Below are 21,215 nucleotides of genomic sequence, written 5' to 3'. Positions count from 1 at the left end.
AGGAAAAAGATTATGCGTATAGCTTTATTTTTAGGAATGCAGCTTGCTGTTGTGCTGTTAGTTGGTATTGTAAGTTCTGTTTTAATGAACCTGTTTTCAGTTCATATTGACAGCATGAGTTATTACTCACTTTTATTTTTGTGCATGATCATGGGAACTGTCGGCTCTGTAATTTCTCTTTTCATGTCAAAGATGATGTGTAAAACAGCCTACAAGGTAAAGTGCATTACTAATCCTGAGAATTCACAAGAAGCTTTTTTATTAAATACTATTAGTGCACTGTGCGCAAAAGAAGGTATAAAAATGCCAGAGGTTGGCATTTATCCATCTGCAGATCCAAATGCTTTTGCAACTGGAGCAACAAAGGACAGTGCTCTTATTGCAGTTTCTACCGGATTATTAAATTCAATGAGTGAAACTGAAATCAAAGGTGTACTTGGCCATGAGATAGGTCATATAAGAAACGGTGATATGGTGACCATGGCTCTGTTGCAGGGGGTATTAAATACCTTTGTATATTTCTTTTCATTCATCGTATCTCAGATTATTGTTTCAGCAATGCAGAAAAACTCAGATTCAAGAAATTCTTTTGCAAGAGGAGCATCTTTCTATCTAATTAATTCTCTGATGCAGATGGTGTTCGGTCTTATTGCAACTATGATCCTTATGTGGTTTTCAAGATACAGAGAATACAAAGCGGATGCATTCTCTGCAGATCTGTCTGGCAAGATGTGCATGATCAGCGCACTTGAAGCACTCAAAAGAGGAATTCAGCCAGAGAAAAAAGAAGAACAGTCCTATATGCAGGCTCTTTGCATTAATGGTGTATCAACAGTGTCTGAATTATTCATGTCACATCCACCACTTGATAAGAGAATAGCTGCACTCAAGGAAATATAAGGAGAAAGTATGGAAGCAAAACATAAAGGTCCTGTAATTGTTGCTGAATTGTCGGGCAATCATAATGGCTCAATTGATAGAGCAATTGAGCTTATGGAATTGGCTCATGACACTGGTGCAGATGCTGTAAAAATACAGACCTATACAGAGGATAGTCTAACTCTTGATTCAGACAGACCTGAGTTTCAGTTAAAAGGAGGTCTCTGGGGTGGTCAGAGCTATTATGAGCTTTATAAGAAAGCAAAAACACCTCGTGAGTGGATGAAACCATTATTTGCTCATGCAAAAGCTCATGGTATTTTGCTGTTCTCATCTCCATTTGCAAAAGAGGACGTAGATTGTCTTGAGCAAGCAGGTTGTCCTATTTACAAGATTGCATCATATGAGCTTAATGACACTGGCCTTATAGACTATGTTGCATCAAAGGGTAAGCCTATGGTGATGTCAACTGGTCTTGCAAATGAAGAAGAAATTGATAGAGCAGTTAAGATTGTAAGAGACAGAGGAATAAGCGATCTAACATTGCTTCACTGTGAAAGTAGATATCCTGCAATCCCAGAGCTGTTCAATTTGAATTCCATTCCTTATCTTAAGGATAGATACAACTGTAAAGCAGGATTGTCAAATCATGCACTAGGTGATGTACTAGATATTGCAGCTACAGCAATAGGTGCAGATATGATTGAAAAGCATTTTACAGATGATAGAGCAAATGGTGGTGTTGATTGTGCATTCTCAATGGATGTTTCTGATTTAAAGAAACTTGTTGAAGATTGCACTATTGTTTCACTTGCACTTGGAGTAAAAGAAGTTCATCTACATGATGAAGATATAGCTGAAAGAGGTGGAAGACGCTCAATCTATCTTGTAAAAGAGATTAAAAAAGGTGAGATCCTAACTGATAAGATGGTTAAATCTGTAAGACCAGCTTTAGGATTAGAGCCTTATCGACTTGAAGAGGTATTAGGAAAAAAGGCAAAAGTTGATTTACCATCAGGTATACCTTTAAGATCAGAGGATTTTGAGTAGAGGATTTTTTTTACTTCTAAAGTTCTTATTTAATCATTGTTGATTTGATTCAAAAAAAAGCAAAAGCCCGGCAGTGCCGGGCTTCTTCATAAAAGAGATTAGCAAAAATTATTTGCCTGACTCTTCCATGCACTTGATTAACTCAAGAACCTTGTTTGAGTAACCGATTTCGTTGTCGTACCATGATACTAACTTAACGAACTTGTCGGTTAATGCAATACCAGCCTTCTCATCGAAGATAGAAGTGTGGGTGTTGCCTAAGAAGTCTGAAGAAACAACTGCTTCATCAGTGTAATCCATAATGCCCTTCATTGAACCTGAAACAGCGTTCTTGATAGCAGCACAGATGTCTTCGTATGAAGCACCCTTCTTTAAGGTACAGGTTAAGTCAACTACTGAAACGTCAAGTGTTGGAACACGGATTGACATACCAGTTAACTTGCCGTTTAACTCTGGGATAACCTTACCAACAGCCTTTGCAGCACCAGTTGATGAAGGGATGATGTTACCAGCAGCACCACGGCCACCACGCCAATCCTTTAATGAAGGACCGTCAACAGTACGCTGAGTAGCGGTTGTTGAGTGAACAGTGGTCATTAAGCCCTGCTCTAAACCGAACTCGTCGTTGATAACCTTAGCTAAAGGAGCTAAACAGTTAGTGGTGCAAGATGCGTTTGAAACGATGTCCTGACCTGCATAGGTGTCGTTGTTAACACCCATAACGAACATTGGGGTTGAATCCTTTGAAGGAGCTGACATAACAACACGACGTGCACCAGCCTTGATGTGCTTACGTGCTAATTCGTCTGTTAAGAAGAAACCGGTTGACTCAACAACGTACTCTGCACCGATGTCGCCCCAGTTTAAGTTCTCTGGATCACGCTCTGCAGTGATACGGATGGTGTTGCCGTTTACAACTAAGTGACCATCTTTAACTTCAACCTTGCCCTGGAACTGACCGTGCATGGTGTCATACTTTAACATGTATGCCATGTAGTCTGGTGGTAATAAGTCGTTGATACCAACAACCTGAATACCTAACTCTGGACGATAGATTGAAGCACGGAATACGAAACGACCGATACGGCCAAAACCGTTAATACCAATTTTAATAGTCATATTTAATGTTACCCGTAGTTAACAATTGACGAAAAATAAAAAAAATACAGTAAAAAGATACTCTATTTACTAACTTTGTCAAGTTTGAGCACTTTTTACTACTTTCATGAAAGTGCTTTTTTACAAAGCTGTAAAAGTTTAAACAATTTCAGAGAAATTTTAAATATTTTTTTTGAAAATATTTTGTAAAAAACAGTTTTTTATTGTTCTGTAAGTGTGTATGCAAAAATAACTTATTGAATTAAAAGTATAAAAAACGTTAATTTTTTACAAAAGACTTAATGAGAAAATTTATTGTTTGAAATAACGTTTGCAGTATTTTGGTGAATAAAAAATTACTACTTGATTTTCTTATAAAAAAGATGAGATGTGTCACAAAAGTACAGAATTTGAGCTTCGTCAATACACAATATTAAACATTTTTGAATAAAAATAACAAAATCGGACTTACATCATATTTTTTTATAAGAATTTGCCTAAAAAGCCTTATTTTATGTGCATATTTGCAGAGATTAATTTATCATATATCTTTGAGCTTACTATTACTAAAAATATGAGCTTGGCAAATTCATTTAGACAAATTAAGAAAATTAAGTGGTACATTCCATGATAGACATACAGAAATTAGCAGATGACAAAGGCGTAGCTAGATCATATATCGATGCGAACAATGTTCTGCAGCATATTGATGGCGAGTATCGTAAGAACGCACTTGAGATTCTGGGTTATCCAGTAAATGACCAGAAGGCTCTTGAGAAGGTTCTTACTGAACAGAAGAGAGCTACCTTCAAGAATATGGTTGATCCTGTAACTGTTATCAACGATCAGGATTTCAAGCAGTTCTATTTCAGAATCGAAGAGAGTGCTTCTGAAGATGAGAATGCAACTGTAACAGTTGTAGTAAAGTTAGAAGATGGTAGAAAGATTGAGAATACCGTTCTTCTTTCAGAAGTTGAAATTGCTCAATACGAAACCTTTGAAGGTGTTACTTATGACACCCGTCGTTACAAGCTGATTTCACATTTCCCATATGGCTATCATGAATTATCAGTAAGCGTAAATTCTAAGAATGTAAACAAAAAATCAGCTGTAATGAGCCTGATTGTTACCCCTTACAAGATGTATCTTCCAGAGGAAATTGCATCAGGTAAGCGTGTTTGGGGTGTAAGCTCACAGTTATATTCAGTTCGCTCTCACAGCAACTGGGGTATCGGTGATTTTGCTGATTTAAAACAGCTTCTTTTAGGTGTTAAAAAGTGTGGTGGCGAGTTTGTTGGTTTAAACCCAATGCACGCAGGCTATCCATATGATCCAAATTCTGTAAGTCCATATTCACCTTCATCAAGAAACTATATCAATATCGTATATATTTCTGTAAATGATGTTCCAGAATTACTAAACTGCCCTCAGGCACAGGAACTCATTCACTCAGAGCAGTTCCAGCAGAAACTTCGCGTATTAAGAGAGAAGGAATATGTTGATTACCGCGGCGTTCTTGAGTGCAAGTTAGAAGCTTTACGTTGCATCTTTGACAATGTAAAGGTTGACGACAAGCGTTCAAACAGAGGTCTTAAGTTCTTAGACTTCGTAGAGCAGGGGGGCGAGGATCTTCAGAACTTTGCAACTTATGATGCTCTTATGAAGCACTTCCACGATGAAGGTAAGTTCGTAAACTCATGGGAACAGTTCCCATCTGAGTATCATGATATTCACTCTCCATTCGTAAAAGCATGGGCAAAAGAGCATGAATCAGATGTTAAATTCTTCTGCTACTTACAGTTCCTGGCTTCAGAGCAGTTAACTGCTGCTTATAAGGCTGCTAAGGAAGCTGGCATGCTTATCGGTACATACCGTGACCTAGCAGTTGGTGTAGCAAAGCAGAGCTGCGACGTATGGGGTGATGTTGCTAAGGTATTCAGAACAAACGGCTCTATCGGTTGTCCTCCAGATCCACTAGGCCCTCTAGGTCAGAACTGGGGTCTTGCTCCTATGTCTCCTGAGGCATTAAAGCAGAATGCTTACAAGCCACTTATCAGAATGTATAAGTCAAACATGAAGTCATGTGGTGCAATGCGTATCGACCATGCTGCAGGTTTATACAGATTATGGCTGACTAGAGTAGGTGATCCTGCATCTAAGGGTGCTTATGTTCACTATGATTTACATGATCTTCTGTCAATCCTTTCATTAGAGTCACACAGAAACAAGTGTCTTCTAATCTGCGAGGATTTAGGTACTATCCCTGTTGAGTTAACCAAAGCTTTAAGAGCATATGGTGCTTTATCTTATAAGACCTTCTTTGATGGCGTAGCAGAGGATGGTGGTTTCATTGCTCCTAAGGATTATATTTGCGAGGCAATGTCAGCATTAACAACTCACGATATGCCAACATTAGTAGGCTGGTGGAACTACTACGACTTATCATTAGGTCAGCAGTTAGGTATCTACAAGCCAGAAGAAGCTCAGGCTCTTCAGAGCGCAAGAGCAGTTGCAAAACAGCGTATTCTTGACAGTATGCACGGCTTAGGCTCTATAGCTGATACATATCCAAAAAATGTTGCTGATGCTAAGATGGATGATGTTCTATCAACTGCAATGCAGGTTCACTTATGCTCAGGCTCTTGCTATCTGTTCAGCACACAGGTAGAAGACTGGATCGGTGTAGATAAGCCTGTAAATATCCCTGGTACCTTAGATGAGTATCCAAACTGGAGAAGAAAGCTTACTAAGGATCTTGAGGATATCTTTGAAGACAAGAAAGTTCTTGCTATGACTAAGGCTATGACCGAAGCAAGAAACAGATAATAAAAACAAAACAATAAATATTAGGAGTGTACGTTCAATGTTAATTGACGATTTAAATAATGCCAGGGTTGGCAATCCTTTTGAAACATTAGGTCTTCAGAAGGTTGAAGGTCAGAACGGTTATGTTTTAAGAGCATGGCTTCCTGATGCAAAGGGTGTAGATGTATATACAATTGATGGCAAGAACAAGGTTGCAACTTTAAACCTTGTAAACCCAGATGGTTTATTTGAGGTTCAGTTGAATGTGGACCAGCCATTCCACTATATGTTCAAGGTGTACTATCAGGATTCACAGGTTGATGTGATCGATCCTTATCAGTTCCGTGATGAGGCATTCTATGGCTTATCAACCATGAATGAGGATCCTGCAAATATCTATAAGACCTTAGGTGCTCAGCTTATTGAAGTAGAGATCGACGGTGTAAAGATTAAAGGTACTAAATTTGCTGTATATGCTCCATCTGCTACTGCTGTAAGTGTTATCGGTGACTTCAATTTCTGGGACGGCCGTCGTTTACCAATGGCACGTTCTTTATTAGGTCACTGGGTATTATTCGTACCAGGCTTAGGTGCAGGCCTTCGCTATAAGTATGAAATCAAGGATCCATATGGCAACAGACTTCCTCACAAGGCTGACCCAGTCGGATTCTTCCATGAGCAGTATCCTTCATTTGCTTCTATTATTTCTGATCAGAACAGCTATACATGGCACGATCAGGAGTGGCAGAAGTCACAGCTTAACAACAAGCTTGAGCAGCCAATCTCAATCTATGAGCTACACTTAGGTTCATGGAAGCGTGATGACAATGGTCAGCCTCTGTCATACAGAGAACTTGCTGTTGATCTGTTAAATTACGTCAAGGAAATGGGCTACACTCATATTGAGCTTATGCCAATAATGGAGCATCCTTTCTCAGGATCCTGGGGTTATCAGCCAACAGGTTTATTTGCTCCAACATCAAGATTTGGTTCAATCGATGACTTCAAGTTCTTCGTTGACACTTTCCACCAGAATGGTATCGGCGTTATTCTTGACTGGGTTCCTGCACACTTCCCAACAGATGCTTTTGGTCTGGCTAAGTTTGATGGTACCTGTGTTTACGAATATGAAGATCCACGTCGTGGCTGGCATCCTGACTGGAATTCATTAATTTATGATTTCGGTCGTGATACAGTTCGTCGTTTCCTTATCGCTTCTGCATTGGTATGGCTTGATAAGTACCACATCGATGGTCTACGTGTTGATGCCGTAGCTTCAATGCTTTACTGGGATTACTCAAGAAAAGATGGTGAGTGGATCCCTAATGTAGATGGCGGTAATATCAACTATGAGGCTGTAAGCTTCTTAAAGTGGTTCAATGAAGAGGTATACAAGAAGTATCCTCATGCAATGACCATTGCTGAGGAGTCAACAGCATTTACCGGCGTTTCACGTCCAACATATGCAGGTGGTTTAGGCTTCGCATTCAAGTGGAACATGGGTTGGATGCATGACTCTCTTGAGTATATGCAGACTGATCCTTTCTTTAGAAAGTATCATCATGGTGAAATGTCATTCTCAATGATCTATGCATACAATGAGAATTTCGTTCTTTCAATTTCTCATGATGAAGTTACTCACGGCAAGCATTCTCTGTTATACAAGATGCCTGGTGATGAGTGGCAGCAGGCTGCAAACCTACGTGCATATTTAGGTTTCCAGTACGCTCATCCTGGTAAGAAGTTAAACTTCATGGGTTCTGAATTCGGTCAGGGCTCAGAGTGGAACGAGGCAAGTCAGTTAGACTGGTGGTTACTCAAGTATCCAAAGCATCAAGGTATCCAGAAGCTTGTTAAGGATCTGAACAATCTATACAGACGCGAGCCAGCACTATGGAAGACTGACTATGATCCAGAGTCATTCAGATGGCTTGATGTAAATGACGCTGAGCACAGTGTATTTGCAATGATGCGTTCTAACGGTGATGACCATATCTTCTCTGTTACAAACTTCACTCCAGTACCTTACGTAGCATATCGTTTAGGTGTGCCAGAGCCTGGTACCTATGAGGTGATTTTTGATTCTGACAGTAAAGAGTACTGGGGCAGTGGCTACGGTACTGGCTCAGTAAGGGTAGTTGCTTCAAATATCTCATGGCAGAACAATTATCATTCTATTGTTCTTGATCTTCCTCCTTTATCAACTATTTTCATCAAGAAGGTAGATGAAAAAAAAAATAAGCTAGAGGATAAAAGTGAGAAATCTGCTCCTAAGGTAGAGGCAAAGAAGTCAACTGCAAAGAAGACAACAGAAAAGGCTGCTACTGAAAAGAGCGCAACTTCAAAGAAGGCTGCTGAAAAGAAGCCTTCTGCAAAGACTGCATCTAAGAGCAGCACTGCAAAGAAAGCTCCAGCAAAGAAGAGTGCAACAAAGTCTTCAACTGCTAAAGCTTCTGGCACTGCAAAAAAGACTGCATCTAGCAAATAAAAATAATTGATCAAAAATAGCTACATTGTTGAAAGACCATGTAGCTTTTTTTATTATCAAAAGGATTGATTTTCTTGATTGAAGCTAGAAAAATAAAAAATTAGAAATTGATTTTCTTGCAATAAGTAAATTGCTTAACTAATCTTAAAAATAATAATTACAATTAACAAAGTGAATACCTTATGAAATCACAGAGCACAGACATAGATTTAAGACTACTTCCATTAGGCGCAACACCAAAAAATGGCGGTTGCTATTTTGCAGTATGGGCTCCTAATGCTTCTTCAATTATTCTTCATATCTATACAAAAGATGAAAAGGAAATTACCTCAATTCCTTTAAAGGAAAAGCGTGGTGGTGTATGGTATGGTTTTATTTCTGGTGTTAGCGTAGGTGATTTATATGCCTATGAAGCGCTTGGTGAATACAGTCCTGAAAAAGGTCTGTTCTTCAAAAAGGACAGATATCTTGTAGATCCATATGCAAAGGCTCTATCAAAACCTTTTACATATAACATGAACAAGTATCTTCATGACAATGCCAACTTTATTCCAAAGGCAATTGTTGTGAATAATGATTTTGACTGGCAGGGAGTAGAAAAGCCTACTTTCGGTCGTGATTCTCTTATTATCTATGAGTGCAATGTAAAAGGTCTTACAGCAATACATCCTGATGTTCCTGTAAATCACAGAGGCAAGTATCTCGGTGTTATACACGATAGTGTAATAAAACATCTAAAAGATCTTGGAATTACAGCTGTTCAGTTTAATCCTATTGCAGCATTCATATCAGAACCTCATTTGGTTAAGAAAGGATTGGTAAATTACTGGGGATACAATCCAGTCTGCTTTATGGCCCCTGATCCAAGATATGCTGTAAATCCATTAGACAGCTTGAACGAGTTTAGAACAATGGTTCGAGAGCTTCATCGCAATGGCATTGCAGTTATTCTTGATGTTGTATACAACCATACCGGTGAAGGCGGTAGAGGTGGTCCTGTTCTCAGCATGAAGGGGTTTGATGCTCCAAGTTACTATACATACAACAGAAATGCTGACGGTTCACTCAACTGCAGAAGCTATAGAGATGTAACTGGGTGTGGTAATTCTGTGAATGTTGATGCAAGACCAACTTTAAATCTGGTTCTTGATTCAATGAAGCACTGGATTACAGAAAATCAGATTGACGGATTCAGATTCGATCTTGGTGTTACATTATGTAGAGAAACTCATGGTAACAGTTTCCATGAGTATGATCATAACAGTGCATTTTTAAAGTCAACTTTCTGTATTGAATCAATTGCAAGTTCTCTTCTGATTGCAGAGCCTTGGGATTGTGGTCCAAACGGTTATCGTTTAGGTCAGTTCCCTGCAGGCTGGTCAGAGCAGAATGATAAATTCAGAGACACTGTAAGAAGATTCTGGAGAGGAGATAATGGTCTTATTGGTCAGTATGCAACAAGACTATTGGGATCTCGAGATATCTTCACATCTTCATATAGATCAATCAATGCAAGTGTTAACTTTGTAACCTACCATGATGGATTCACACTTGAAGATCTAGTTTCATATTCGACTAAATACAATGATTTGAACGGTGAGAATAATCTTGATGGAACTATGGAGAATTTCTCATCTAACTGTGGTGTTGAAGGCCCTACAGATGATAAGGAAGTATTAGCCCGTCGTGATCTTTTAAAGAGAAATATGATGGCCAGTGTCATCATGGGACAGGGTATACCTCATATTCTCTCTGGTGATGAGCTTTGTAAAACACAGAATGGTAATAACAATGCTTACTGTCAGGATAATGAGATTTCCTGGAATAATTGGAATGAAACAAAAAGAAGCAAGAATTTCAAAAAATTCATTTCAAGACTTAATAAGTTAAGACGATCTTCAAAAATGATACGAGAGCTTACTCTTGCTGGTGATTATTATCATGTAGGCTCTAACAGTTATGAAGCTCATTGGTTTAAACCAGATGGTAGTGCAATGGATTCTGGAGCATGGAACGATCCAAATACAGATGCAATTACCTTAACCGTAGGTACGACTGATAACAGTTTTGATACTGAACACTGGTGTTTTATCATCAATCAGCATTATAAGGAAGTTGAATTTATTCTTCCTCCACCACCACTTGGATACAAGTGGATTGAGGTTGTTGATACTTCAGATGAAACCGGAGCTCCTTCAAATGGAATTGAATCCTATGTAAGAAAATTAGACTGCCCATGTATTGTTGCTTATTCTCTTGCAAAAGAAGATCAAAATTCATTAGAAGAAGATGCTATAAAGGTCTTAAAAAAAGCTGGTAAGTATTAAAAATAGTATCGGAGTGTTTTTTTATGAGTTTAGTTGAAATCAACACTTACAGGGCTTATTGCCACCATACCTTTTTGAATATTAGGTTTATCTTTTGCACTCTTAATAACATCAAGAGTTAGTTTTAGATATTCATTAGGTATAAAGGTGTAAGCCTTTGAAGATAAAATTGTCTTTATCAGAGACATCCCGTTGTCGTCACCTGCTCCGATATGTACTACATTTACATTTGGATGTTTACGTCTTGCAAGCAGTTTCTTTTCTTTAACCAAAATCTGGTTAATATTTCCAATATTATCAACAAGACCAAGTTTCCTTGCATCATTAGCCAAGAAGATCCTACCTTCAGCAAAGTCCTTTGGATCTTTAAGTCTTAATTTATATTTGCTGTGCTTTACAAGAGTAAGAAACTTCTTGTAGGTAGACATAATCTGATATGCATATAAAACTCTGTTTTCCTCAGGCATTTTTTTTGCGATAGAGTAGTTTTCAAATTCGGATGTAGATACACCATCATGATATACGCCATGATCGTTCAGGAAAACATGAACATCAGGAATTACTGCAAAGACACCGATTGAGCCTGTAATTGTATCGTGTGTTGCGTAGATTGTATCTGCGGCAGTTGATATCCAGTATGCTCCGGATGCTGCAATAGAATTCATAGAAACAATAACTTTAACATTTTTTCTGTATTTAAAGTCATTAATCATTGCTCTGATACTTTCTGATGCTGTGACAGAGCCACCACCTGAGTTAATGTAAAAAATTAAAGTTTTCAGATCTTTGATTTTTTCAGCCTTTTTCAACTGATCTTTTATGTTTGCAGGTGTGAAGGCTTCTTTATTATCAGAATGATCTGTGATTGTTCCAATACCGTATATAACAGCAACTGTTGCAGTTGTTTTCTTTTTATCAGAAATCTTGCTGTCATGGTATTTTAGATAATCATCATACATGACATAAACTTTAGAAGGATTTGTTTTGTTTACGGCATATTTTTTTGCATATTCATGGGTTATAGTTATTTTATCCTTTAGATAATCTACAACCTGGCATTCATTTAAAAGCTTTGCTTCATCGCCATCAAATTTTGCAAGTAAATCTAAGTATTTTTGCTCATTGGAGAAAAGAGCACTCAGCTTGTTTCTTTCATTCTTATTTGGAAGCTCCGATAGGTACTCTTCCCAAAGACCGTTAACAATGCCGGTATATTCCTCTTTTACTTCATCAGACATACTGTTTGATGTTAAAGGTTCAACAGCAGATTTATATGAACCTGCCTTTATTACAAGAGGTTTTATGCCAAAATTTTCAAGTGCATCTTTAAGATAAATATTTGATAAGGACATACCCTTGAAATTTAGATTGCCAAGTGGATGCAGAACAATTTTGTCGCAGGCGTTAGCAATAATGAATGCACCTTTTGTATAACTGTTTGAATAGGATGTAACAGTTAATGAAGGTCTTATCTTTTTAAGATTATTTACTGCTTCAGCTATTCTTGATGCTGAGCTGAATGTAACTGAATACAGGTTGCTAAGATCAATAAAAATTTCTCTTACAGAATTATCCTTTGAGGCATACTTAAGGGCCCTTTCCACACTTAAAACATCTGTGCTGCTTGTATTGTTTAAGTTTTTTTCAAGCTCCTTTGCAAGTCTTGAATAACCATCTGATGGTTCAGGAGCATCGCTTATTGTTCCTGAAAGATTTAAAAAGAGTACAGGAGCAGATTTTTTGCTGACAGTAGCTACTTTCTGTAAATCAGCATTTTCATCTACAAGGGAATCACAGGCTTTGATACCGATGATAGCCAGTAAAAGAATAATGATGAAAAGTGTGTTTAAAACAAGATTTCTAATAAAAGTGATAGCAGAGCCTACAGCAAGCAAAGCCTTACAAAAACCGCTATGGCCGTTATTAGATGTGTTTGCCTGAGTAGCATTCTTTTCAAAAGATGTCTTTTTTTGCTGATTAGACTGCGAGATCATTGAATCTGACAGTTTTGTATAGTCGACAGTTTCTTTATTCATAATGATATTTCAATAAAAAAACAAGGCACGCCTTGTTTTTTTTTCTAGATTTTTAATTATTACTTGTGCTTGGTGCCTTCAATAATTTTCATAACAGAGCCTACCATACCAGATACATCTGACAGGTTGTTTGGTACGATAAGTGTGTTATTTGTTTTTGCAAGTTTTGCAAAGGCTTCAATATACTGTTCTGCAACCTTCAGGTTAACAGCTGTGCTACCACCTTCAATCTCAGTTGCTTTTGCAATAGTTGCAATAGCCTGAGCTGTTGCGTTTGCAATTGCGATTGTAGCCTGAGCCTTACCTTCAGCTATGTTGATTTCAGACTGCTTTTCACCTTCAGATTTTGCAATTGCAGCTTCTCTTGCACCGTTTGCAAGATTGATCTGCTCTTGTTTTTTACCTTCAGATTCGAAAATAACAGCTCTCTTTTCTCTTTCTGCTGTAATCTGTCTTTGCATAGCCTGCAAAATAACAGCAGGTGGAGTTAAATCCTTGATTTCATATCTTAAAACTTTTACACCCCAGTTTAGAGCTGCTTCATCAATAGCAGATACAACCTGATTGTTTATTACATCTCTTTCTTCAAAGGTTTCATCTAAAACCATTTTACCAATGACAGAACGTAAAGTTGTCTGTGCAAGCTGAGTAATTGCAACAAGATAGTTAGATGTACCATAGCTTGCAAGTTTAGGATCTGTAACCTGGAAGTAGAGAATACCGTCAACAGTCAGCTGAGTATTATCTCTTGTGATACATACCTGACTTGGTGTATCAAGTGGAATTTCCTTTAATGAGTGCTTATAGGCTACCTTATCAATAAAAGGAATAATAAAGTTAAGACCTGGATTTAAGATCTTGTGAAACTTTCCTAATCTTTCAATTACCCATGCAGTCTGCTGAGGGATAACATTAATAGCCTTGAATGCAAAAATCAGGGCTATAACAATAAATATAAGAGCGACAATCAGTCCGCTTGAAGTTGCATCTTCAGTCATTTCCTTTCTCCTTTATTTTAAAACCAGTCGAGTTCCGTCAATTTTTTCTATTTTATGTTGTCCTTTTGTAATAGGCGCTCCGTCAGCTTTATATGCAGTCCATAGAGCACCTCTGTATTTAACCTTTGCAGTGCCATCTTCCAATATGTTATCAACAAAGACTATCTGATCCTCATCGATATTGTCTAATGAAATTTTGTTATTCAAAAGAGCTATTTTCTTTCTATAAAAATAGGCACAGATAACACCAGCAATAATTACAATTGCTCCTAGTGTGCACTGAATAGTAAGTGGACAGCCAAAGAACGCACAGGCAGATGCTGTAAGAGCGCCTAGTAAGAAAGCAATAAGATAAACTGATGCCAGCATCATTTCAGTTCCTAAAAGAACCAGTGCAATTATCAGCCATATTAAATACTGTTCCATTCTTTTACTCCTTTTGCTGTTTCGCTCTTTTTCTTATTGAAAAATAGATGATAGCTATAAAAAACAGTAAGAAAACATATTCGCTGAATATATCAAGAAAAATCATTATAAAAAACAGCATCAGTCCTAAAAAAACATAAATTCCACGATTTTTTGCCTTGGATTCTTCTTTTATCGCTTTTTGCACGGTTCTTTTACCTGTTTTTGATAAAACAGTGCTGTTGTTTTGTATTTTTGCTTTATCTTTGACTGCTGTATGTTTAATTCTATTTTCAGAATATGTTACTTCACATCTGCCATCTTTATTAGTCATAGCAGAAGAATCATTTTTAGAGAAGTTATTTGAGCAAAGCAGAGTATTTAGATTCTGCTTTAGGATTTTGTCGATAAGAGCAACATAGTCGCCGTTGACAACCTTATATCTGTCCATATGCTTATATAGTAGTTTTTATAATCATTTCTTCAATAGTAGCACAAGATTATGAAGATAGCTTAAGAATTATATTATTGCTGTTACAAACATAGCCTTAAAAAAAATCTGTTTTTGAAAAAAACAGTCAAAAGTTTTTTTATCTTTTATGTCATTTTCTTGTATAATGTCACATCAATTTAATTAAGCAAATAATGACAGTCCGGTATCTCGGACTTCTTTATACAGATGCAGTGCATAAAATGTACTGCAGTTAAAAAATATAGTTTTAAGGGATTCACCTTAATATTTGCAATATGCATTATCCTAAACCTGGAGGAATAATATGTTACGCATTATGGAAGAGGCTCTAACATACGATGATGTTTTGTTAGTTCCTGCACACTCAACTGTTTTACCAAATACTGCAGATCTTCGTACTAGATTAACCTCCAATATTCAGCTGAATATCCCTATGATTTCTTCAGCTATGGATACTGTTACTGAGTCTAATCTTGCAATTGCATTAGCTCAGGAAGGTGGTATCGGTTTTATTCATAAGAATATGTCAATTGAGCGTCAGGCTCAGGAAGTTGCTAAGGTTAAGCGTTATGAGAATGGTATGGTTATTAAGCCAATTACTGTTCATCCTGAGGCAACAATTGATGAAGTTCGTCAGATGGCTGCTAAGAATGGTTTCTGCGGTTTCCCTGTTGTAGATGACAATCAGAATCTTTTAGGTATCATCACAGGTCGTGATACCCGTTTCCTTACAAATGGTAAGGTAAAGGTTCATGAGGCTATGACACCTAAAGATAGACTAGTTACTGTTCGTGAAAATGAGTCTCGTGAAAATGTTCAGGCTTTAATGCAGAAACACCGCATTGAGAAGGTTTTAGTAGTTGATGATGCTTTCCACTTAAAGGGACTCATTACTGTTAAGGATTTCCAGAAGTCATCTAACAAGCCAAATGCATGTAAGGATGCTTTAGGTCGTCTACGTGTTGGTGCTGCTATCGGTGCTGGTGCAGGTAACGAAGAGAGAGCAAAGGCTTTAGTTGAGGCTGGTGTTGATGTTCTGTTAGTTGACTCATCACACGGTCATTCTCAGGGTGTGTTGGACAGACTTAAGTATTTACGTAAAGAATACCCAGAATTACAGATTATCGGTGGTAACGTTGCAACAGCTGCTGGTGCTTTAGCTTTAGCAGATGCAGGTGTAAATGCTGTTAAGGTTGGTATTGGTCCTGGTTCTATCTGTACAACTCGTATTGTTACAGGTTGCGGTGTTCCACAGATTACTGCAGTTTCAAATGCTGTTGAGGCATTAGAAGGTACCGGTATTACAGTTATTGCTGATGGTGGTATCCGTTACTCAGGTGATATTGCTAAGGCTCTTGCTGCTGGTGCTAACTGCGTTATGGTTGGTTCTATGTTTGCAGGTACTGAAGAAGCTCCTGGTGAAATTGAGATTTATCAGGGCCGTTCATTCAAGTCATACCGTGGTATGGGCTCTTTAGCTGCTATGTCTAAGGGTTCAGCAGACCGTTACTTCCAGTCAGACAATGCTGCTGACAAGTTAGTTCCTGAAGGTATTGAAGGTCGTGTAGCATATAAGGGCCTATTACGTGGCATTATTCATCAGCAGATGGGTGGCTTACGTTCAGCTATGGGCTTAACAGGTTGTGCTACTATTGATGAGTTACGTACAAAGGCTCAGTTCGTTCGCATTACAAATGCAGGCTTCAATGAGTCTCACGTACATGATGTAACCATCACTAAGGAAGCTCCTAACTACCAGAGCCACATTTAATCGATTTTATTTGTACCTGCTTTAATGCAGGTACATTCCTATCCATCAATTAAGAGTTCAAAATATGTCTTCACAGAACATCCATTCTGAAAAGATCCTGATTCTGGATTTTGGTTCACAGGTTACTCAGCTGATTGCTCGTCGTGTACGTGAAATCGGTGTTTATTGTGAAATCTATCCATATGATGTTGATCTTAATCTTATTAAGGAATTCAACGCTCAGGGTATCATCCTATCTGGTGGTCCTGAGTCTACAACTGAGCAGGGCTCACCTCGTGCCCCATCATATGTTTTTGAAGCTGGCGTTCCTGTTCTTGGTATCTGCTATGGTCTTCAGACAATGTCTGTTCAGTTAGGTGGTAAAGTTCAGGGCTCTTCAAAGCGTGAATATGGCCATGCTACTGTAGAAATCAAAGAGAAGTGTCCCTTATTTGATGGTTTAACCGATCATGAAGGTGAGAACAAACTTGATGTTTGGATGTCTCACGGTGACAAGGTTACATCTATTCCTGATGGCTTTGTTACAGTTGGTAGTACTGAAACATGTCCATATGCTGCAATCTACAATGCACAAAAGCAGTACTATGGTGTTCAGTTCCATCCTGAAGTAACTCACTCTAAGCAGGGGGGCGAAATCTTACGCAGATTCGTAATTGATGTATGTAAGTTACACGGTTTATGGTCTCCATCTGCAATTATTGATGATGCTATTGAGCGTATCCGTAAGCAGGTTGGTGACAGAAAGGTTCTTTTAGGTCTTTCAGGTGGCGTAGATTCTTCTGTTACAGCTTTATTACTTCAAAGAGCTATTGGTAAGCAGTTAACTTGTGTATTCGTTGATAATGGTCTTTTAAGACTCAATGAAGGTCTTCAGGTTAAGCAGATGTTCGAGCCTATGGATCTGAACTTTGTTTATGCAGATGCATCTGATAAGTTCCTTGAAGCATTAAAGGGTATTTCTGATCCTGAGCTTAAGCGTAAGGCTATTGGTAAGACCTTTATCGATGTTTTTGCTGAAGAGGCAAGAAAGCTTGAAGGTGTAGATTTCCTTGCACAGGGTACAATTTATCCTGATGTTATTGAGTCTGCAGCAGCGAAATCAGGTAAGGCTCATGTTATCAAGTCACACCACAATGTTGGTGGTTTACCAGACGATTTGAAGTTTGAACTTGTTGAACCATTACGTGAGCTTTTCAAGGATGAAGTTCGTCGTATTGGCGTAGCTTTAGGTTTACCAGAGGCTATGGTAATGCGTCATCCATTCCCAGGTCCAGGTCTTGGTGTAAGAGTTTTAGGCGAGGTTAAGAAAGAGTATCTTGATTTACTTCGTCAGGCTGATGCTATCTTCATGGAAGAGCTCAATAAATCAGGCTGGTACCACAAGGTAAGTCAGGCATTCACTGTATTCTTACCAGTACGTGCTGTTGGTGTTATGGGTGATCACAGAAGTTATGACTATGTGGTTTCATTAAGAGCAGTTAAGACAATTGATTTCATGACTGCTAAGTGGGCTGAGTTACCATATGAGCTGTTAGGCCACATCTCTAACAGAATCATTAATGAAATCAATGGTATTTCAAGGGTTGTTTACGATGTTTCAGGTAAACCTCCTGCAACAATCGAGTGGGAATAACTCTAGATATTGTTAACTATATAAAATAAAAGAAAAAGTAATATATTTTTTTCTTGAAGGACGGCAAAATAGCGATAAATATAAATGCGTTATTTTGCCGTTTTGTTTTACTTTTACAAACAATAAGGAAACAAAATGAAATATCCATGGATTGACGAATTCCTACTTTCAAAGGCCGGTGTAACAAAAGATCTTCAAGCAGAGTGGAACTGGATTAGGTATATGATTGGAGGAAAAATGTTTGCTGCAGTCTGTCTTGATGAGACTGATACTCCATACTATATAACTCTCAAACTCGATCCGCTTGAAGGAGATATGCTAAGGCAGGAGTATGAAGATATTATTCCTGGCTACTATATGAACAAATCTCACTGGAATTCTGTTAAAGCAAATGGCTCTATTAAAGATGAATTATTAAAAGAGCTATTAGATAAATCATATAATCTAGTATTTGAAAAACTAACGAAGAAATTGCAAAAACAAATATTGAGCGAGGAAAAAAATGGATAGTCTGATTAGCTGTTGCGGTTTGGATTGTTCAAAATGTCATTTGTACAAGAATATGTGCGAAGGTTGTAATGCCTGTCATGGTAAAGTTTTTCATGCACCAAAAGGTCTGGCCTGTCCTATATATGAATGTGCAGTTAATAAAAATGGATTTGAGTCTTGTACAAACTGTAAAGATCTTCCTTGCTTGATCTGGAAAAACACAAGAGATCCTTCCTTATCTGATAAAGAATTTGAAAATAGTATTCTTCAGAGGATCAAAGTTCTTAAGAATGATTAATTCTCAAAAAGATATTACCATCAATCCTTAATTGTTCAATCAGATTTACTCTGATTGGACAAACAAAACTAAAAATTGACAAGTTTTAAATCAGCCTAACTCCTAGAATTTACCTTGTACAAGGAAATCAGATGAGTTGATTGATTCAATATTCATCATACATTAAGTCCTTAGTATTGTTATTTTTTCTTTTTATAAGGTAAATGATATGAAAGTTAAATTTGAAAATGTGCCAAACATGAAATTGGCTGGATTTAAGACTCGTGCCTCATTTGATAATGCATCTAAAGTCCTTCCTGAATTTTGGAAAAATTGTTTTTCAGCTAATCTAGAAAAATTATATTCAAATGGATATAAGGCTAAAGATGCTTTTGAAGAATTTTTAATAAATAGTAGAGTCGGAAGCTTTGGCTGCTCAGTGTCAGTGAATGAAAATGAATTTGACTATTTAATCTGTGGTGAAGTTTCTAATGATAAAGTTCCAGACAATCTGTCTGTTGCAGATATACCATCAGGTCTTTATGCAAAGGTAACATGTACAGGTGCTGTACCAGAAAGTATAACAAGTGCATTAAACTGGATCTTTAAGGAGTATTTACCAGGTAATCCTGAAATTGAGTTTAGAAATGCACCTGTACTTGAATACTATCCACAAGGAGATTGTTTTGATCTTGCTTATCAGTGTGAACTATGGATTCCTGTAACTAAAAAGTGATTTTGAAATGATTTTTATAATTCTCTGTAGCTAAAAGATTTAAGGCAGACAATAGAATTGTCTGCCTTAAAAATTAAATTGTTATTTCAACAATAAGATTATCTTCAGCCTGAATGCAGGATTCATAGTAACCATCACCGGTTCGTCTTGGTCCTGATAATAGCTTATATCCGGCATCTACAATCTGTTTTGTAAGTTTATCGACTTTACTTTGTGATCCGACTGAAATTGCAAGATGAACAAAACCGAATCTTTCATTGTAATGACCATAATCGCTAATGGAATCCATATGCATAAGTTCAAGTCTGGCTCCAGAATCAAAACTTAAAAAATATGATTCAAATCCTATTTTGTTAACATATTTTTCGTTAGAACGTGCTTCAAAAAACTTAACAAAGAATTCCTTAGTTTTTTCAAGATCGTTACACCATGCAGCTATGTGTTCAATTTTCATAAATATATTCCTTATGTGTTATAGTGAAATCTATTCATCCTTTTGCTTTAGAGGAACCCAGATTTCGCATTTGTAGTTCTGATCCTGAATATCACCATTTGTATAATATTCAAGCACGGGGCCTTGCGATAGTTCGTATTTTGGATTTCCTGGCAACCATTTAGTAAAAATTTCATTATTTACAGCCTGTATGCTTTCATGTAGAGGTCCTACAGATTCGAATTTTGCATAAAGACCATCAGGAATTTCTAAAACTTCCAGACCTAATTGAGAGGCTTCAATATCTGAGTTTTTTAAAACTCCTAAAATTCCGTATTTGAAATGCTCACCTTCACAATCAAAGGATGCTCCAAAACAGCCGATATTATTTTCGATTACAGCTTTTTGCAAATCAGTAATCTGGTTGCTTGAGATTACTGATTGATTCATTTTCCAGCATTTGCTAAGAATAGAGTTTAGTTTTTCTTTCCAAAACACTGGTATTTGTTTATAAGCTTCATCAAAAGTGAAAGTTTTAGTAAAACCAATAAGTTTTGTAGATTTCAAATTCTCAAATCTAACTTTTAATTTTCCTCCACCTGATATACTGATGGAAAAGGAAATTGGCTGAAATACCTTTATTCTTTCAGGATGTTTTTTCAAGTTCAGTGGAGTTAAACCATGAAATCTGTAAAAAGCTTTAGAAAAACTTTCTGGTGTTGTATAACAGTATTTGACTGCAGTATCGATAACTTTTGCGCCTTTTAATATTTCAACTGCTGCAAGGTAAAGTCTTCTGTTTTTTACATATTGACTGATTGACATACCTGTCATTATTTCAAAACCTTTATTTAGATAAACAGAGGATATGCCAGCATGACTTGCAACATCAGCAGTACTTTCTGATAGAAGATTTTTTTCAAGATAGTCAATTGTTCTATTTAAGGCAGAAAGCCATTCCATAAATACTCCTGATGATTAATAACAGATGTTTTGATTATATTCAGAATAAAAAAATAAAACTGTCAATTTTTATAAAAATCTGTCCAAATCGCTTAAAAAACAGATTTTATGGAACAAATTTGAGTAAACAAAAATAAGAACCGCATAAATAAGCCATTTGCCTAAAAATTATCAAAAATTTTACAAAAAATTAAAAAAGTATTTGACAAGATTTTAAAAAAGTCTATAATGCATTTCCGTTGTCACGAACGACAACGAACATTAACCAAGCGTTAATGCAGATCTTTAAAAATCAGTACGGACAATCTGTGTGGGCCCTCGGAAGAGGGACAAAAAAACGAAGTGCAGAAGGCGA

The 21,215-nt window shown here is 37.2% G+C and carries 17 protein-coding genes; 10 read left to right on the top strand and 7 right to left on the bottom strand.

Annotation, left to right across the window (positions count from 1 at the left end):
- Nucleotides 1-12: 12 nt before the first annotated feature.
- On the top strand, nt 13-900 hold the full coding sequence (gene htpX / locus J5V48_RS02995) for a protease HtpX (RefSeq protein ID WP_219936970.1): 888 nt from the start codon (nt 13-15) through the stop codon (nt 898-900).
- Nucleotides 901-909: 9 nt separating this feature from the next.
- Nucleotides 910-1,929, top strand: coding sequence for a pseudaminic acid synthase (gene pseI / locus J5V48_RS02990; protein ID WP_219936968.1), 1,020 nt, complete (start codon nt 910-912; stop codon nt 1,927-1,929).
- A gap of 108 nt (nt 1,930-2,037) precedes the next feature.
- Here the strand turns inward: pseI and gap are convergent, their stop codons facing one another.
- A complete protein-coding gene (gap, locus tag J5V48_RS02985) occupies nt 2,038-3,048 on the bottom strand; it encodes a type I glyceraldehyde-3-phosphate dehydrogenase (protein ID WP_219936965.1) in 1,011 nt (336 codons plus the stop codon).
- A gap of 606 nt (nt 3,049-3,654) precedes the next feature.
- On the opposite strand from gap, the gene malQ reads away from it, so the two are divergent.
- From malQ to glgX, 3 genes are all read left to right on the top strand, one after another.
- On the top strand, nt 3,655-5,853 hold the full coding sequence (gene malQ / locus J5V48_RS02980; protein ID WP_219936963.1) for a 4-alpha-glucanotransferase: 2,199 nt from the start codon (nt 3,655-3,657) through the stop codon (nt 5,851-5,853).
- Nucleotides 5,854-5,890: 37 nt separating this feature from the next.
- On the top strand, nt 5,891-8,320 hold the full coding sequence (glgB, locus tag J5V48_RS02975) for a 1,4-alpha-glucan branching protein GlgB (protein ID WP_219936962.1): 2,430 nt from the start codon (nt 5,891-5,893) through the stop codon (nt 8,318-8,320).
- Between the two features lie 182 nt (nt 8,321-8,502).
- The gene (gene glgX, locus J5V48_RS02970) at nt 8,503-10,647 is read left to right on the top strand and encodes a glycogen debranching protein GlgX (protein ID WP_219936961.1); all 2,145 of its coding nucleotides are present in this window, start codon (nt 8,503-8,505) and stop codon (nt 10,645-10,647) included.
- A 29-nt stretch (nt 10,648-10,676) separates the two neighbouring features.
- Here the strand turns inward: glgX and sppA are convergent, their stop codons facing one another.
- The 4 genes from sppA to J5V48_RS02950 are packed head-to-tail and all read right to left on the bottom strand — an operon-like array spanning nt 10,677 to nt 14,420.
- Nucleotides 10,677-12,683, bottom strand: coding sequence for a signal peptide peptidase SppA (gene sppA, locus J5V48_RS02965; RefSeq protein WP_219936959.1), 2,007 nt, complete (start codon nt 12,681-12,683; stop codon nt 10,677-10,679).
- Nucleotides 12,684-12,742: 59 nt separating this feature from the next.
- The gene (locus J5V48_RS02960; RefSeq protein ID WP_219936957.1) at nt 12,743-13,681 is read right to left on the bottom strand and encodes an SPFH domain-containing protein; all 939 of its coding nucleotides are present in this window, start codon (nt 13,679-13,681) and stop codon (nt 12,743-12,745) included.
- 12 nt (nt 13,682-13,693) lie between these two features.
- A complete protein-coding gene (locus J5V48_RS02955; RefSeq protein WP_219936955.1) occupies nt 13,694-14,107 on the bottom strand; it encodes an NfeD family protein in 414 nt (137 codons plus the stop codon).
- A gap of 4 nt (nt 14,108-14,111) precedes the next feature.
- Nucleotides 14,112-14,420, bottom strand: a complete 309-nt coding sequence (locus tag J5V48_RS02950) for a hypothetical protein (protein WP_219936953.1) — start codon at nt 14,418-14,420, stop codon at nt 14,112-14,114.
- A gap of 442 nt (nt 14,421-14,862) precedes the next feature.
- Here J5V48_RS02950 and guaB point away from each other — a divergent pair, with 442 nt between their 5' ends.
- From guaB to J5V48_RS02925, 5 genes are all read left to right on the top strand, one after another.
- A complete protein-coding gene (gene guaB, locus J5V48_RS02945; protein ID WP_219936950.1) occupies nt 14,863-16,329 on the top strand; it encodes an IMP dehydrogenase in 1,467 nt (488 codons plus the stop codon).
- A 64-nt stretch (nt 16,330-16,393) separates the two neighbouring features.
- On the top strand, nt 16,394-17,962 hold the full coding sequence (guaA, locus tag J5V48_RS02940; RefSeq protein WP_219936948.1) for a glutamine-hydrolyzing GMP synthase: 1,569 nt from the start codon (nt 16,394-16,396) through the stop codon (nt 17,960-17,962).
- Nucleotides 17,963-18,097: 135 nt separating this feature from the next.
- A complete protein-coding gene (locus tag J5V48_RS02935; protein WP_219936946.1) occupies nt 18,098-18,472 on the top strand; it encodes an MmcQ/YjbR family DNA-binding protein in 375 nt (124 codons plus the stop codon).
- The gene (locus tag J5V48_RS02930) at nt 18,465-18,749 is read left to right on the top strand and encodes a DUF3795 domain-containing protein (protein WP_219936944.1); all 285 of its coding nucleotides are present in this window, start codon (nt 18,465-18,467) and stop codon (nt 18,747-18,749) included. Before J5V48_RS02935 ends, J5V48_RS02930 begins: the two co-directional genes overlap by 8 nt.
- A 208-nt stretch (nt 18,750-18,957) precedes the next feature.
- Entirely contained in the window at nt 18,958-19,464 is a 507-nt protein-coding gene (locus J5V48_RS02925; protein WP_219936942.1) for a GyrI-like domain-containing protein, read from the top strand.
- A gap of 73 nt (nt 19,465-19,537) precedes the next feature.
- Here J5V48_RS02925 and J5V48_RS02920 read toward each other — a convergent pair whose 3' ends face one another.
- Together J5V48_RS02920 and J5V48_RS02915 are read right to left on the bottom strand one after the other, a co-directional pair.
- Nucleotides 19,538-19,918, bottom strand: coding sequence for a VOC family protein (locus tag J5V48_RS02920; protein WP_219936940.1), 381 nt, complete (start codon nt 19,916-19,918; stop codon nt 19,538-19,540).
- Nucleotides 19,919-19,948: 30 nt separating this feature from the next.
- Nucleotides 19,949-20,860 (bottom strand): AraC family transcriptional regulator, encoded by a 912-nt coding sequence (locus tag J5V48_RS02915; RefSeq protein ID WP_219936938.1) that lies wholly within the window; start codon nt 20,858-20,860, stop codon nt 19,949-19,951.
- Between the last annotated feature and the right edge of the window lie 355 nt (nt 20,861-21,215).

Origin of the sequence: Succinivibrio faecicola (genome assembly GCF_019448115.1) — a bacterium.
GTDB classification, from domain to species: Bacteria; Pseudomonadota; Gammaproteobacteria; order Enterobacterales; family Succinivibrionaceae; genus Succinivibrio; species Succinivibrio faecicola.
This window is presented reverse-complemented; position numbering and strand designations above follow the sequence as displayed.